A 15071-nucleotide genomic window follows, 5' to 3' on the forward strand; every position below is an offset into this window, starting at 1 on the left:
GTCAGTTAAAGCTAATGGGGCTGCTGCGCAGCCCATCGCCGCGGTTCGTCGCCACGACAAGCCAGCTCCCACCCCGACCGCAGCGAATTCAAGCCATGCGCCGTACTTGTGGGAGCCTGGCTTGCCGGCGATGGGCCGCAAAGCGGCCCCAATTGCTTAACTGAGGGCGCGAAAGGGCTTACTGCTCCTTGGCTTCATCCATCTTCAACGTGCCCTCTTCGAAGATATTCAGTTTCTGACGCAGCTCACGCGGCTGCATCGGCGCCTGCTCTGCGTCGGCGCCAGGCCCCGGGTTAGCTGGCGCAGCCGGTGCAGATACTCCCGGCGCAGCGCCACTGGCGGGCGCCGCAGGCTCGGCAGCCGGCGCGCCCTGCTCACCCTCGATGTCGCGCTGGGCCTTCTTGGTCAGCACGATGATGTCGATGCGGCGATTGACCGGGTTGAACGGGTTCTTGCGGTCGAACAGCGAAGACGAGGCATAGCCCACCACCCGCGCCACCTGGCCATCCGGATAGCCACCGGCGACCAGGGCGCGGCGCGCGGCGTTGGCGCGGTTGGCCGACAGCTCCCAGTTGCCGAATTCGCCAGCGCCGGCATACGGTTTGGCATCGGTGTGGCCGCTGACGCTGATCTTGTTCGGCACTGCCTTGATCGTGTCGGCCATCGCCAGCAGGATGTCTTCGAAGTACGGCTGCAGGCGCGCGCTGCCGATGTCGAACATCGGCCGGTTCTCGGCGTCCATGATCTGGATGCGCAAGCCGTCCTGGGTGATCTCGAACAGGATCTGGTCCTTGAACTTCTGCAGCTGCGGGTTCTCTTCCACCTTGTTCTGCAGTTCCTGCAGCAGCAGCTCCAGGCGCTCACGCTCGACCTGCTCGGCCATGGTCTCGACCTGGTCTTTGTTCAACTGAGTGGGGGACTGCTGCGTCGGCTCGGTCTTCACTTCCGGATTGATGGTTTTCTCCGGTGCCATCTCAGGTGAACCACCCAGGTCGATGACATAAGGCGTGCCGCTCTCGGAGAAACCGATCGGGTCCTGGAAGTAGCCGGCAATGGCGATCTTCTGCTCAGGCGTGGCCGTGGACAACAGCCACAGCACCAGGAAGAACGCCATCATCGCCGTGGCGAAGTCGGCAAAGGCGATTTTCCAGGCGCCACCATGGTGGCCGCCGCCATAGCGCTTGACACGCTTGACGATGATGGGCTGATTGTTCTCCATGACTCAGCGACCGCGAACCGCTTGTTCCAGCTCGGCGAAGCTTGGGCGGTGCTTGGGGTACAGCACCTTGCGCCCGAATTCGACCGCCAGCGAAGGCGGCATGCCCGAGGCCGAGGCCACCAGCGAGGCCTTGATCGATTCGTAGAGGTTCAACTCTTCCTTGGCGTCGTGCTCCAGGCACTTGGCCAGCGGGCCGAAGAAGCCGTAGGCAGCCAGAATACCGAAGAAGGTACCCACCAGCGCTGCACCCACGTGCATGCCGATGGCCGCCTGGTCACCATCGCCCAGCGAGGCCATGGTCACCACGATACCCAGTACCGCCGCAACGATACCGAAGCCCGGCATGCCGTCGGCGATGCCGGTCACGGCATGCGACGGGTGCTCGAGCTCTTCCTTCATGCTCAGCAGTTCCATGTCGAACAGGCCCTCGAGTTCGTGCGGGGCCATGTTGCCGGTGGACATGATGCGCAGGTAGTCGCAGACGAATGCGGTCATGCGCTCGTCGGCCAGCACCGTCGGGTACTTGGCGAAGATCGGGCTGGCGGCGGCGTCCTCGATGTCGGCCTCGATGGCCATCATGCCTTCGCGACGGCTCTTGTTGAGAATCTCGTAGACCAGGCCCAGCACTTCCAGGTAGTAGGCGTGGCTGAAGCGCGAGCCGAACATCTTCATCGACTTCTTGATGACGTGCATTGTCATGTAGCCGGGGTTGGCCTGGAGGAATGCACCGAAGGCCGCACCGCCGATGATCAGTACTTCGAACGGCTGGATCAGCGCTGCGATCTTGCCGTGGGAGAGCACGTACCCGCCGAGCACGCTCGCGAATACGACGATGATGCCGATAATTTTAGCCATAGGTTCAAAGCACTTGCTGTCGTGGTCAGGGTGAGAGACGGGAGCTTTAAAACTCTTCTTCTACTTATCGGCAGAACTGCGCCAGACTATAGCCACTCAAAGCGAAAAGCCAGTTCGGACTGATGTCAAAATGCCAATTGAAACCAAGGTGCCCGCTCAGGCTCCACGTACGCTAGAGGCCTGGGTAAAGCTGCTGGAGAGTGTTCGCATCCCCGTGCCGAAGCACAGCTACGACCGGGTCATGGCCGCCATCAATGATAGCCGCCGCTCGCTGCGCGATATCGCCGAACTGATGCAGGATAGCCCGGCGCTGGTGCTGTCGGTGATGCGCGAAGCCAATCACCCCACCAATGCCAGCCAGGCCGAGCCCGCCGAAAGCCTGGAGGTCGCTCTCAACCGCCTGGGCCTGGAGCGCAGTGCACAGCTGCTCAAGCGCCTGCCTGCGGTGCCGGTCGAAGATATCCCGCCGGTGCTCAGCCAGTTTCAGCTGATCAGCCAGCATGCCTCGCAACAGGCCAGCGGCCTGTTCGCCAGCCGTCTGGCGCGGCTGTGGCAAGAAATTCACTGGGGCAGCCTGCTGTTCCTGTCGCCACTGTGGCCGCTGGCGCTGGCCTACCCCAAGCTGCTCGACACCTGGGAACTGCGGGTTATCCACAAGGGTGAGGACGCCGCCCTGGTAGAGGACGAGCTATTTGGCGTGCGCATCATGGCGCTGTGTCAGACCATGGCGGAATACTGGCGGCTGCCACAGTGGGTGACCCAGGGTTATCGTCTGCTGCTGGAAGAGCGCGAACAACTCGCTCAGGTACTGAGCATCGCCCGCGACGAGGACTTGCTCAGCCAGCAACACCGCCTGGATGCAGAACCCGGCCTGCGCCGCTGGTTCAACCAGCCGGCCAACACTGTGTTGCTGGCCAACAATCTGGCCCTGGCAGCGCAGGTGGGCTGGGACAACCCGCACCTGCTGCGCTGGCAACTGCTGACCGCGCTGTACCTGCAGACTTCATTGGCAGACGTGCAGCAGCAGATGCACCAGCAGGCTGCCGCCAGCGCCCGTCGCCACGCCCGCCATGCCCTGTTCCACCCGGCCGAAGCGCTGATCTGGCCATGGCACCAACGCCGCCCGCACCCTGACATGCTGGCCCCGCCACCACCGAGCAGCGACGACCTGGCGCGCTGGCGCACGCTGTGCCAGGACCTGCTGGCCCAGCCCAGCCCGTTCACCAACACCGTGCACCTGGCGACGCAGGCTCGCGAGGCCCTGCTGGCCTGCGGCATGCAGCGCATCATGCTGTTGAGCCTGGACAAGGCCAGCGACTACCTGCGCGTGCAGCAGATCGCCGGCCTGGCAAAGGAAGCAAGCGCTCTGGCCCTGCAAGTGTCGCAGAACAAACTGCTGCAGAAGCTGCTGTCCCAGGCCGGGCAGCTGCGCATCACCCCGGAAAACCACAGCCAGTTCTCCGCCCTGCTGCCCGCGCCGCTGCGTGCCTTGTTCCGCAGCGAGCATGTGCTGCTACGCTCGTTGGCGGTGAACGATCAGGTGCTGATGCTGCTGGTGGCCGACCAGGGCTGCCGGCCGCTGGCCGATATCAGCGTGCAAGCCTTCGGCAAAACCGCGCAATGCATCGAGCGAGCCTTGTCGGTGTTTGCCAACCGCAAGGGCTGAGCCTTGCGCTACAATCGCCCCTCTTTCCACACTGGAGACCGTGGATGACTGACTTTACCGGCCTGCCCCTGGTGATCGAAGCCACGGACCTGCTGCCCCGCCTGGATTCGCCGCAGCTGATCCTGGTCGACCTCAGCAGTGCCAACCGCTATGTCAGCGGGCATATCCCCGGCGCTCGCTTTGTCGAAGGCAAGCGTACCCAGCTTGGCCAGCCCCCCGCGCCCGGCCTGCTGCCACCCTTGGGCGATCTGGAAAAACTGTTCAGCGAGCTCGGCCACCGCGATGATGCCGTGTACGTGGTGTATGACGATGAGGGCGGCGGCTGGGCCGGGCGCTTCATCTGGCTGCTCGACGTGATCGGCCACAAGGGCTACCACTACCTCAATGGCGGTATCCAGGCCTGGCCGGCAGACAGGCTGTCCACCGAGGTACCTGCCAGTGGCACCGCCCCGGTACGCCTGCACATCGACAGCGCCCCAACTGCAACCCGCGAGTACCTGCAAAGCCGCCTGGGCTCCGATGACCTGGTGGTCTGGGACGCCCGCGCACCGCAGGAATTCAACGGCGAGAAGGTGCTGGCCGCCAAGGCTGGCCACATCCCCGGCGCAATCAACTTCGAGTGGACCGCCGGCATGGACCTCAACGACCACCTGCGCATCCGCCCAGACATCAAACAAGTTCTCGAGCAACTGGGCATCACCCCCGACAAGGAAGTGATCACCCACTGCCAGACCCACCGCCGCTCCGGTTTCACTTACCTGGTGGCCAAATCCCTCGGCTATCCACGCGTCAAGGCCTATGCCGGCTCGTGGAGCGAATGGGGCAACCACCCGGACACGCCTGTAGAAGTCTAAGGAACCTGCATGAAATCCCGTTTGTTCATCATCAGCCAGTACCTGCTGCCGCACCACCTGCTGTCGCGGCTGGCCGGCTGCATCGCCGAGTGCCGCGTGCGCTGGTTCAAGAACGCCTTTACCGCCTGGTTCGCCAAGCGCTACCAGGTGAACATGGCCGAAGCCATGGTCGAGGACCTCAGTGCCTACGAGCACTTCAATGCCTTCTTCACCCGCGCCCTGAAACCCGGCGCCCGCCCGCTGGACGAGACCCCGGGCGCCATCCTCTGCCCGGCCGACGGCGCCGTCAGCCAGCTCGGCCCGATCGAGCATGGCCGCATCTTCCAGGCCAAGGGCCACGGCTTCAGCGCCCAGGAGCTGCTGGGTGGTGACCCGGCCATGGCCGCGCCGTTCATGGGCGGCGAGTTCGCCACCATCTACCTGTCGCCCAAGGACTATCACCGCGTGCACATGCCGCTGGCCGGTACCTTGCGCGAAATGGTCTATGTGCCGGGCCGGCTGTTCTCGGTCAACCAGACGACTGCAGAGAACGTCCCCGAGCTGTTCGCCCGCAACGAGCGTGTGGTCTGCCTGTTCGATACCGAACGCGGGCCGATGGCGGTGGTACTGGTTGGCGCCATGATCGTCGCTTCGATCGAAACCGTGTGGGCCGGGCTGGTGACGCCGCCCAAGCGTGAGCTGAAGACCTTCCGTTATGACGAGGGCAGCCGTGCGCCGATTCACTTGGAAAAAGGTGCCGAGCTGGGCCGCTTCAAGCTGGGTTCGACCGCCATCGTGCTGTTCGGGCCAGAGCAGGTGAAGTGGGCTGAGAGTCTGGGTGCCGGGTCGGCGGTACGCATGGGGCAGCAGCTGGCGGTGCCTGTGCAGGCTTGATTCAAGCCATATGAAAAAGGCCCTGCACATGCAGGGCCTTTTTTCAGGGCTGCAAAGCAGCCCTGAATTTCCAGATCAGCCGCGTGCGTCGCGGTCGCGCAGGCCCAGCAGGTACAACACGCCATCCAGCCCCAGGGTGGAAATCGCCTGCTTGGCCGACTGGCGTACCAGCGGCTTGGCGCGGAACGCTACGCCCAGGCCGGCCAGCGACAGCATCGGCAGGTCGTTGGCGCCATCGCCCACGGCAATGGTCTGCTCCAGCTGCAGGCCTTCGTCGCTGGCCAGTTTCTGCAGCAGCTCAGCCTTGCGCTGGGCGTCGACGATCGGCTCTACAGCCACACCGGTCACCTTGCCATCTACCACTTCCAGCTCATTGGCAAACACATAGTCGATGCCAAGGCGTGCCTGCACCTGGCGGGCGAAGTAGGTGAAGCCACCCGACAGGATTGCGGTCTTGTAGCCCAGGCGCTTGAGCTCGGCGAACAGGTTTTCGGCACCCTCGGTCAGGCGCAGCGATGCGCCGATCTCGTCCAGCACGCCCACATCCAGGCCCTTGAGCAGCGCCATGCGCTCCTTGAAGCTGGCGCGGAAGTCCAGCTCACCGCGCATGGCCCGCTCGGTGATGGCGGCCACCTGCTCACCCACGCCGGCCGCCTTGGCCAGTTCGTCGATGACTTCGGCTTCGATCAGCGTCGAATCCATGTCGAACACCGCCAGGCGGCGATTGCGGCGGAACAGGTCGTCCTTCTGGAAGGCGATGTCGACGCTCAGCTCTTCAGCCAGGGCGAAGAAGTCGGCACGCAGGGCCTGGGCATCGCTGGGTACGCCGCGCACCGAAATTTCGATGGCAGCCTTGCCCTTGCCGGCCTCCACATCCAGCGCAACACGTGCCGACAGGCGCTCGATGCGCTCGATGGTCAGGCCATACTGGCTGATGACCGCACTCACCCGCTGCAACTGCTCGGGGGTGATCTTGCGGCTGAGCAGGGTGACAATATGGCGTGCCTCGCCCTGGCCGTCGGCCCAGTGCTGGTAGTCCGCCTCGGAAATCGGCGTGTAGCGGGCCTGCAGGTTCAGCTCGTGGGCCTTGGCCTGCACGCTTTGCAGCAGGCGGGTTGCCACTTCATTATCGGCGATGTCGACCAGAATGCCGAACGACAAGGTGCCGTGCATGACCGCCAGGCCGATGTCGAGGATGCTCACACCACCCTGCAGCAGGACGCCGGTGATAGCCGCAGTGAGACCGGGACGGTCCTCACCGGTGATGTTGATCAGGACGATTTCGCGCACAACCTGGCTCCGACTTCGATGAAAAATGCGCATTCTACCGATTTTCCATGACCATCGGGCGCCAACGATACTTTGCCGACAAAACCCGGATCGCTATACTGCCCCACACTTCATGCCATTAAGAGCCGAGCTCAGTGAACCGGCCCACGCCCGTCAAAGCAGACAACTTCTTCCTGATGATCTATCGCGCCCTGAGTCAACGTCGCGTGCCGCTGGCACTGCGCATCGCCTGCACCAACATCTTCCTGGTGGCACTGGCGCTGGTGATCTATGCCTGCGTGATGGGCCTGCAGTTCAAGCAGGCCATGCACGAGCAGGCCGATGCCCTGGGCCAGAGCCTGACCACGCAGACGGCCACTTCGGCGACCGAGCTGCTGGTCGCCAACGATATCCTCAGCCTCAATGTGCTGCTGGGCAACCTGGTGAAAAACCCGCTGGTGGCTCATGCGGCGATCTACAGCGTGGACAACCGCATCCTCGCCGAGGCCGGCCAGCGCCCCCGCAATAGCCTGCTGGGCGAGGCCGAGGGCCTGTACCAGACCAAGATCAGCTTCCAGGACGTCGCTGCCGGGCAACTGCGCATCAGCCTGGACATGAGCCAGTTCCAGCAGCCGATGCTCATCAGCCTGCAGAGCATGGGCATCCTTGCCGCCATCCTGCTGGTGCTGGCGCTGACCCTGAGCCTGCGCCAGGGCCGCCACATCACGCTGCCGCTGCTGCAGCTGCGGGTATGGCTGCGCGACCCGCAGCCCTATACCCCGGCTACCGACCGCCAGGACGAGATCGGCGACATCGCTCGCCAGCTGCATGCACGCCTGGCCCCGCCGCCACCCGAGCCGGAGCCTGAGGAAGAAGACGATGAGCATTTCGACGACCTCGACGAGCCGGCCCCGGCACCCAAGGCTGCGCCGCGTGCCAAGGTAACCGCCGTGGCCGAAGAGGATGATGACGAAGCCTTCGCCGGCCTGCTGGACGACGACAGTGCGCCGAAAGCCACCGTGGTCGAATCCGACGAGCCGCAGTACAGCGCCGTGCTGGCCGTGCAGCTGGGTTCGCAGGAGCAGTTGCGCCGCCTGCCACGTACCCGCCTGACCGAGCTGACCGAGCGCTACCGCGATTGCCTGGAGCACGCCGCCTCGCTTTACGACGGTGAAACCCACACCCTCAACGATGGCAGCACGCTGGTGCTGTTCCACAGCCGCGAGTGTGGCGAGGACTACCTGACCAACGCCATCTGCTGCGGCGAGCTGCTGCGCGCCCTGGGCCATGCCCTGCAGATCGAGGTGGCCGACAGCGGCATCACCCTGCAGTTGCAGTTGGGCCTGGCCCTGGGTAACGACCTGCACGGGCTGGAGCTGGTCGACCTGCTGATGGCCGAGAAGGCCCAGGATGCCCTGGCGCTGTCGCAGCACAGCCGCAACCTGTTGCTGGTGGAGCGGCAGATCAGCGATGACACATTGATTCGCCAGCGTGCCCGTATTCGACCAATTGCCAGCCCCGAGGGAGCCTGCTGCGTGGAGCGGCTGATGGAGCCCTACCCGTCGATGCTGGAGCGGCAACTGGCGCGCATGCACGAGCACCGGGCCTGACAGGCCTGCACTGGCCCCTGTAGGCGCCCCTCGCGACGCAAGGCCGCTCCTACAGGGACCGCACACAGCTTCAGACTGGTTTATTGCAGATACAAAAAAGCCCGCATGATCGCGGGCTTTTTTGTATCTGGTGGCTCAGTCAGAACCGATAGACTTCCATATCGGTGCGGATCGGCGAGGCCATCGGAATCTTGGATTTCTCCGGCTCTTTCTTCACCTGCACCCGCGCAGCGGGCTTTTTCGGTGGTTCTTCGGCGATGGCCGGCTGGTTGGCCAGCGGCTTGACCGCCGTACTCAGCTGTTCGGCCAGCTTCTGCAGCAGTTGGCCCTGGGCCTGAACCTGCGACGCCTCACTGCCCTCGTGCTGCTGCTCGAGGTGGACAATGCGGTTGTCACGCACATGACCACGGCGGTCGAGCACGCGCCACTGGGCATCCAGGATGGCCGGCTGGTTCTTGCCCGAGTCCAGGCGGGTAATCGACAGCAACACCTGCACATCCGGGCTGAAGCCGGGGGTCGCCGGTGCCAGCACCACGCGCTGGCTGTCCAGGCGCCAGGCGAGCTGGCGTACCAACAGCTGGTCGATGTCCGACGACAGGCTGCCAGCCCAACGACCATCGGTCGCTGAACTCAGGCTGCCATCGGTCTGACGCTGCAGGAACGTCTCGCGTTGCAGGTAATCGGCTACCGATACCGGGCCGAGCACCACGGCCATGCCCGCACTCTGCGAAGGCTGGCCAGGATCACCACTGTCGAGCTGGTACAGGGCAACCGGCTGATGCATGGTGCACCCGCCAAGGCCCAGCAGGCCAGTCATCAACAGCGCAAATGGAAGGCGCAGAAATTTCATCATCCCATCCAGGCGGTTGCCATCTGGCACACCGCAGTGATACATAAAAATTCAAACGGGCACACGGCCACGCCGGCACCACGAGGGCCATATCATCCGCGAAATAGCCGTCCGACTCCAGCATTTCTGCCCGGAACGGCGCTGAAATTGCCGTTCCAGACATTTCTGCCGGTTACGCCGGCACTTCCACCTGCAACCCATCGACGCGCTGGAACCCGCGTGGCAGCTTGCTGCCTCGCCGTCCGCGCTCGCCCTTGTAATGCTCCAGGTCGTCCGCTTTCAGAGACAGGGTACGCTTACCGGCTTGCAATACAAGGGTCGCCCCTTCTGCAATCACGGCCAGATCGGTGACGAACTCTTCTCGGCTGGCCACCCGGTCGCCCGGCACGCCAATGATCTTGTTGCCCTTGCCTTTACCCAGCTGGGGCAGGTCGCTGACCTTGAATACCAGCAGGCGGCCTTCGGTGGTCACTGCTGCCAGCCAGTCCTGCTCGCGGTTGGCGACCGGGCGCGGGGTCATCACCTTGGCCCCGTTGGGCAGGCTCAGCAACCCTTTGCCAGCCTTGTTCTTGGCCTGCAGGTCTTCGCCCTTGACCACGAAGCCATAGCCGGCGTCAGAAGCCACCACGTACAACGCGTCGTCCTCCGGCAGCAGCACGCATTCGAAGGTGGCGCCCGGCGGCGGCGTCAGGCGGCCGGTCAGGGGCTCGCCCTGGCCACGCGCCGACGGCAGGCTGTGCGCCGCCAGCGAGTAGCTGCGACCGGTGGAGTCGATAAGCACGGCAAACTGGTTGGAGCGCCCGGCTGCTGCGGCCTTGAAGCCGTCGCCTGCCTTGTAGGAAAGGCCGGTGGCGTCAATGTCATGGCCCTTGGCGCAACGCACCCAGCCCTTCTCCGAAAGCACCACGGTGACGGGCTCGGTGGGCATCAGCTCGTTTTCCGACAGGGCCTTGGCTTCGGCGCGTTCGACGATTGGCGAACGACGATCGTCGCCATAGGTTTCGGCATCCTTGATCAGTTCGCTGCGCACCAGCTTGCGCAGTTTTGCCTCGCTGCCCAGCAGGGCCTGCAGCTTGGCTTGCTCCTTAAGCAGCTCGTCCTGCTCGCCACGGATTTTCATCTCTTCGAGGCGCGCCAGCTGACGCAGACGGGTCTCGAGAATGTATTCGGCCTGAATCTCGGTCAGCTCGAAACGGGCGATAAGGGCCTGCTTGGGGTGCTCCTCGGTACGGATGATGTGGATCACTTCGTCCAGGTTGAGGAACGCGGTGAGCAAACCATCCAACAGGTGCAAACGCTTCTCGACCTTGTCCAGACGGTGCTGCAGGCGGCGACGAACGGTATTGGTGCGGAACTCCAGCCATTCCACCAGGATCATCCGCAAGTTCTTCAACTGCGGCCGGCCGTCGAGGCCGATGATATTGACGTTGACCCGGTAGCTGCTCTCCAGGTCGGTGGTGGCAAACAGGTGCTGCATCAGTTCGGCGGCATCCACGCGGTTCGAGCGCGGGATGATGACGATGCGGCACGGGTTCTCGTGGTCCGACTCGTCACGCAGGTCGGCAACCATCGGCAGCTTCTTGGCCTGCATCTGCGCGGCGATCTGCTCCAGCACCTTGGCCCCGGAGACCTGGTGTGGCAGCGCGGTGACAACGATGTCGCCATCCTCGACACGGTATACGGCGCGCATGCGGATCGAGCCGCGGCCGCTTTCGTACATCTTCTGGATTTCTGCCCGCGGCGTGATGATCTCGGCCTCGGTCGGGTAATCCGGCCCCTGAATGTGCTCGCACAGCTGCTCGATGGTGGCCTTGGGCTCGTCGAGCAGGCGCACGCAGGCGCTGGCCACTTCACGCAGGTTGTGCGGCGGTACGTCGGTGGCCATGCCCACGGCGATACCGGTAGTGCCGTTGAGCAGGATGTTGGGCAGCCGCGCTGGCAGAACAGCGGGCTCCTGCAAGGTGCCGTCGAAGTTCGGCACCCAGTCGACGGTGCCCTGACCGACTTCATTGAGCAGCACTTCGGCGTAGCGCGACAGCCGCGCCTCGGTATAACGCATGGCGGCGAACGACTTCGGATCGTCCGGCGCACCCCAGTTGCCCTGGCCGTCGACCAGGGTGTAACGGTAGCTGAATGGCTGGGCCATCAACACCATGGCTTCGTAGCAGGCCGAATCTCCGTGAGGGTGGAACTTGCCGAGCACGTCACCGACGGTACGCGCCGATTTCTTGTGCTTGGCATCGGCATCGAGCCCCAACTCGCTCATGGCGTAGACGATGCGGCGCTGCACCGGCTTCAGGCCGTCACCGATGTGCGGCAAGGCGCGGTCCATGATCACGTACATGGAATAGTTGAGGTAGGCCTGTTCGGTGAAGTCAGCCAGCGAGCGGCGTTCTACGCCGTCCAGGCTGAGTTCCAGTGAGTCGCTCATGCGGGCCTCGTCATTTCAGGTTCTGGCGCAGCAGCATGGTGCCGCCACGTTGGGTAAATTCAAGTTGTTTCAGGGCACTCATGCCCAGCAATACGGTAGGCCCGTCCAGGCCCGGCACCACGATGGCGCGTACGTCCCGCAGGCGGATATCACCCAGCTGCAGGCTCGCCAGGCGCGTGCGGTAGCCTTCGGTGCGACCGTTGGCGGTACTGAGCAGCACCGGGCTGCCGCGCTGCAGGTTCAGGTCACGGGCCAAGGCCTCGGGGATCGCCACGTCGGTGGCACCGGTATCGAGCATGAAGTGCACCACCTGGCCGTTGATCGCGCCATCCACCACGAAGTGGCCCTGGCCGTTGCCCAACAGGCGTACCTCGATGAAGCCTTCGCCATGCTCGGACTGCACCTGGGCATTAGGGTTGCGCTGGCTGTCTTCCCACTGGCCAAAAAAGCGCGTGGCTAGGAACAACGCCGCCCCCCAGGCGAGGATCATCAGCACCCTGCCCGCACGCTTGCCCGGCGCCTGGCTCATGGCTTGGCGCTCCAGCCGCCGTCCGGCGCGTCGAAGCGCCAGACGATCGGACGGCTTTCGCCATCGGCGCGGTCACCGTTGTTGTTGTCCAGCCCGACCCAGGCGCCCTTGGCGTCGATCACCAGTGCCTCGGCCAGGCCGAATGGCTGATCGTAGCGGCGCATGGGTTGCAGCGCTTCGGCGGCGAACGACCAGCAGCGCTCGACCTTGCCACTGTCGGCATCACGCCGGCAAACCCGGTAAGCGTTGCGTTCCAGGGTAAAAAGCTTGCCCTCGAACCAGGCCAGGTCGGCAAAGTCGCGAGACAGTGCCCGGGCATCGGGCATCTGCGGCGGTTGCATCTCGACCCCGGCCTCACTCAGCAGCACACAGGTACGCCCGCAGGTCCACACCGATTGCTGGCGCTCGATCGCCACAAGGCCGCGGCGCTCGCGCTCGGCCGCCAGCCACAGGCGGTCGCCTGCCGGGTTGATCGCCAGCCCTTCGAACAAGGCATTGAAGTTCAGCAGCATGCCGCTGGCCCGGGCCTGGCGCACCATGGCCGGGTCGATCTTCAACCAGTCCGGCTGGCCGTCCAGCGGCAGTTGCAGCACTGCGGCGTGCGCTTCGCTGACCAGGTACAGGTTGCCGGCCTGGTCACAGGTGATGCCTTCGAAGTCCAGCTCGCCGCCACGAATGTACGACGCCGCCCAGTTGCGCGACTTCAGGCCCCATGGCAGGCCGCTTTCCGGCACCTGCGGGGGGGTGAAGGTGAACGGTTGCGCGCGCCAGGTCGGGTTCTGCTGGTCGAAGCGGTAGATGCGGTCGTCGTCACGGTCGGACACACCCCACAGCCCGCCACGACACTGCACCAGGCCGGACAGGTTACCACCGCGCATGCCGTCGATCGGGTGTTCGGCACTGAGCTTCAGCTCGGGCCAGTTGCCCGCCAGGCTCGGCAGGGCAACCAGCGCCAGACACGCAGCCAGGCACAGACGAATCAAACCATGACCTCGGCCAGGTTGCCCTTGGTTTCCAGCCAGCTCTTGCGGTCACCGGCGCGCTTCTTGGCCAGCAGCTTGTCCATCAGCTCGCAGGTGGCCTCAACGTCATCCAGGGTCAGCTGCACCAGGCGCCGGGTGTTCGGGTCCATGGTGGTTTCGCGCAGCTGCGGCGGGTTCATCTCGCCCAGGCCCTTGAAGCGGGTGACTTGTGGCTTGCCGCGTTTCTTCTCGGCCACCAGGCGGTCGAGGATGCCGTCACGCTCGGCTTCGTCGAGGGCGTAGTAGATTTCCTTGCCCAGGTCGATGCGGTACAGCGGCGGCATGGCCACATAGACGTGCCCGGCCTCGACCAGCGCGCGGAAGTGCTGGACGAACAGGGCGCACAGCAGCGTGGCGATGTGCAGGCCGTCGGAGTCGGCGTCGGCGAGGATGCAGACCTTGCCGTAACGCAATTGCGCAAGGTCGGTTGCACCGGGGTCGACGCCAATGGCTACGGCAATGTTGTGCACTTCCTGGCTGGCCAGGACTTCGCCTCCGTCCACTTCCCAGGTGTTGAGGATTTTGCCGCGCAGCGGCAGGATCGCCTGGAACTCCTTGTCCCGCGCCTGTTTGGCAGAGCCACCGGCCGAGTCACCCTCGACCAGGAACAGCTCGGCCCGCATCGGGTCCTGGCCCGCGCAATCGGCCAGCTTGCCGGGCAGTGCCGGGCCCTGGGTAATGCGCTTGCGTTCGACCTTCTTGCTGGCCTTGAGGCGGCGACCGGCGTTGCTGATGGCCAGTTCTGCCAGCTGCATGCCCAGCTCGGGGTGACCGTTGAGCCACAGGCTGAAGGCATCCTTGACCACGCCAGAGACAAAAGCAGCCGCTTCGCGCGATGACAGGCGCTCTTTGGTCTGCCCGGAGAACTGCGGGTCCTGCATCTTCATCGACAGCACGAAGGTGATGCGTTCCCAGACGTCTTCCGGGGCCAGTTTCACCCCGCGCGGCAACAGGTTGCGGAATTCGCAGAACTCGCGCATGGCATCCAGCAGGCCTTGGCGCAGGCCGTTGACGTGGGTCCCGCCCTGGGCGGTGGGGATCAGGTTGACGTAGCTTTCCTGAACGCTGTCGCCGCCTTCGGGGAGCCACAGCAGCGCCCAGTCCACGGCCTCCTTGTTGCCGGCCAGGCTGCCGCAGAACGGCTCTTCAGGCAGGCGCTGGAATTCGTTTACCGAGTCGACCAGGTAGGAGCGCAGGCCGTCCTCGTAATGCCACTCGACCTTCTCGCCGCTGGCCTTGTCCTCGAAGCTGACCAGCAGGCCCGGGCACAGCACGGCCTTGGCCTTGAGCACGTGCTTGAGCCGGCTGATGGAAAACTTGGGCGAATCGAAGTACTTGGGGTCGGGGCTGAAGTACACGCTGGTGCCGGTATTGCGCTTGCCGACCGAGCCGACCACCTCCAGCTCGCTGGCCTTGAAGCCATCGGCGAAGGTCATCTGGTATTCGTTGCCGTCACGCTTGACGCGCACGCGCACCTGGGTCGACAGGGCGTTGACCACCGAGATGCCAACGCCGTGCAGGCCACCGGAGAACTGGTAGTTCTTGTTGGAGAACTTGCCGCCGGCGTGCAGCTTGGTGAGGATCAGCTCGACCCCCGACACGCCCTCTTCCGGGTGGATGTCCACCGGCATGCCGCGGCCATCGTCGCTGACTTCCAGCGAGTGGTCGGCATGCAGGATAACCTGCACCGAACGGGCATGGCCGGCCAGGGCTTCGTCGACACTGTTGTCAATGACTTCCTGGGCCAGGTGGTTGGGGCGGCTGGTGTCGGTGTACATGCCCGGCCGTTTGCGCACCGGGTCAAGGCCCGAGAGGACTTCGATGGCGTCTGCGTTATAGGCGCTAGCGCTGGGATTGGCCATAGGGTCTCGTCGTCAGTCTGGTGAATGCAGG

At 64.4% G+C, this 15071-nt stretch carries 12 protein-coding genes; 4 read left to right on the forward strand and 8 right to left on the reverse strand.

All coding sequences use genetic code 11. From position 1 onward, the window contains the following. Positions 1–178: 178 nt before the first annotated feature. Together motB and motA are read right to left on the reverse strand one after the other, a co-directional pair. Positions 179–1219 (reverse strand): flagellar motor protein MotB, encoded by a 1041-nt coding sequence (gene motB, locus AC5O5R_RS24630; protein WP_172230462.1) that lies wholly within the window; start codon positions 1217–1219, stop codon positions 179–181. A 3-nt stretch (positions 1220–1222) separates the two neighbouring features. After that, positions 1223–2074: a flagellar motor stator protein MotA gene (gene motA, locus AC5O5R_RS24635; protein WP_172286237.1), complete on the reverse strand. Its 852-nt coding sequence runs from the start codon at positions 2072–2074 to the stop codon at positions 1223–1225. 130 nt (positions 2075–2204) lie between these two features. On the opposite strand from motA, the gene AC5O5R_RS24640 reads away from it, so the two are divergent. Genes AC5O5R_RS24640 through asd form a run of 3 tightly spaced genes read left to right on the forward strand, consistent with a single transcriptional unit; the run spans position 2205 to position 5467 of the window. Further along, positions 2205–3740 carry an HDOD domain-containing protein gene (locus AC5O5R_RS24640; protein ID WP_172231174.1) on the forward strand — a complete coding sequence of 512 codons (1536 nt, stop codon included), beginning with the start codon at positions 2205–2207 and terminating at the stop codon, positions 3738–3740. A gap of 44 nt (positions 3741–3784) precedes the next feature. Further along, complete coding sequence (locus AC5O5R_RS24645) at positions 3785–4594, forward strand: rhodanese-like domain-containing protein (RefSeq protein ID WP_256678535.1); 810 nt, start codon at positions 3785–3787, stop codon at positions 4592–4594. Positions 4595–4603: 9 nt separating this feature from the next. Next, on the forward strand, positions 4604–5467 hold the full coding sequence (asd, locus tag AC5O5R_RS24650) for an archaetidylserine decarboxylase (RefSeq protein WP_256676307.1): 864 nt from the start codon (positions 4604–4606) through the stop codon (positions 5465–5467). A 75-nt stretch (positions 5468–5542) separates the two neighbouring features. Here the strand turns inward: asd and serB are convergent, their stop codons facing one another. Continuing rightward, positions 5543–6757, reverse strand: a complete 1215-nt coding sequence (gene serB / locus AC5O5R_RS24655; protein WP_494511756.1) for a phosphoserine phosphatase SerB — start codon at positions 6755–6757, stop codon at positions 5543–5545. A gap of 134 nt (positions 6758–6891) precedes the next feature. Here serB and AC5O5R_RS24660 point away from each other — a divergent pair, with 134 nt between their 5' ends. Continuing rightward, a complete protein-coding gene (locus AC5O5R_RS24660; protein WP_172286613.1) occupies positions 6892–8346 on the forward strand; it encodes an AhpA/YtjB family protein in 1455 nt (484 codons plus the stop codon). A 139-nt stretch (positions 8347–8485) separates the two neighbouring features. Here the strand turns inward: AC5O5R_RS24660 and AC5O5R_RS24665 are convergent, their stop codons facing one another. The 5 genes from AC5O5R_RS24665 to parE form a co-directional block, all read right to left on the reverse strand. Continuing rightward, entirely contained in the window at positions 8486–9196 is a 711-nt protein-coding gene (locus AC5O5R_RS24665; protein ID WP_172220908.1) for a PqiC family protein, read from the reverse strand. Positions 9197–9368: 172 nt separating this feature from the next. Then, a complete protein-coding gene (gene parC / locus AC5O5R_RS24670) occupies positions 9369–11627 on the reverse strand; it encodes a DNA topoisomerase IV subunit A (protein WP_494514801.1) in 2259 nt (752 codons plus the stop codon). A gap of 10 nt (positions 11628–11637) precedes the next feature. Next, positions 11638–12156, reverse strand: a complete 519-nt coding sequence (locus AC5O5R_RS24675) for a retropepsin-like aspartic protease family protein (RefSeq protein WP_494514802.1) — start codon at positions 12154–12156, stop codon at positions 11638–11640. Then, positions 12153–13139, reverse strand: coding sequence for an esterase-like activity of phytase family protein (locus AC5O5R_RS24680; protein ID WP_494514803.1), 987 nt, complete (start codon positions 13137–13139; stop codon positions 12153–12155). Before AC5O5R_RS24680 ends, AC5O5R_RS24675 begins: the two co-directional genes overlap by 4 nt. After that, complete coding sequence (gene parE, locus AC5O5R_RS24685; protein ID WP_172220896.1) at positions 13136–15040, reverse strand: DNA topoisomerase IV subunit B; 1905 nt, start codon at positions 15038–15040, stop codon at positions 13136–13138. The genes AC5O5R_RS24680 and parE overlap by 4 nt, the downstream gene beginning before the upstream one ends. Positions 15041–15071 lie beyond the last annotated feature (31 nt).

Source organism: Pseudomonas sp. 8_5_2 (assembly GCF_059295255.1).

Excerpts from the sequence above, each read along its gene's own strand:
- motB (WP_172230462.1), bottom strand. The coding sequence starts at position 1,219 with ATGGAGAACAATCAGCCCATCATCGTCAAGCGTGTCAAGCGCTATGGC.
- motA (WP_172286237.1), bottom strand. The coding sequence starts at position 2,074 with ATGGCTAAAATTATCGGCATCATCGTCGTATTCGCGAGCGTGCTCGGC.
- AC5O5R_RS24640 (WP_172231174.1), top strand. The coding sequence starts at position 2,205 with ATGCCAATTGAAACCAAGGTGCCCGCTCAGGCTCCACGTACGCTAGAG.
- AC5O5R_RS24645 (WP_256678535.1), top strand. The coding sequence starts at position 3,785 with ATGACTGACTTTACCGGCCTGCCCCTGGTGATCGAAGCCACGGACCTG.
- asd (WP_256676307.1), top strand. The coding sequence starts at position 4,604 with ATGAAATCCCGTTTGTTCATCATCAGCCAGTACCTGCTGCCGCACCAC.
- AC5O5R_RS24665 (WP_172220908.1), bottom strand. The coding sequence starts at position 9,196 with ATGAAATTTCTGCGCCTTCCATTTGCGCTGTTGATGACTGGCCTGCTG.
- parC (WP_494514801.1), bottom strand. The coding sequence starts at position 11,627 with ATGAGCGACTCACTGGAACTCAGCCTGGACGGCGTAGAACGCCGCTCG.
- AC5O5R_RS24675 (WP_494514802.1), bottom strand. The coding sequence starts at position 12,156 with ATGAGCCAGGCGCCGGGCAAGCGTGCGGGCAGGGTGCTGATGATCCTC.
- parE (WP_172220896.1), bottom strand. The coding sequence starts at position 15,040 with ATGGCCAATCCCAGCGCTAGCGCCTATAACGCAGACGCCATCGAAGTC.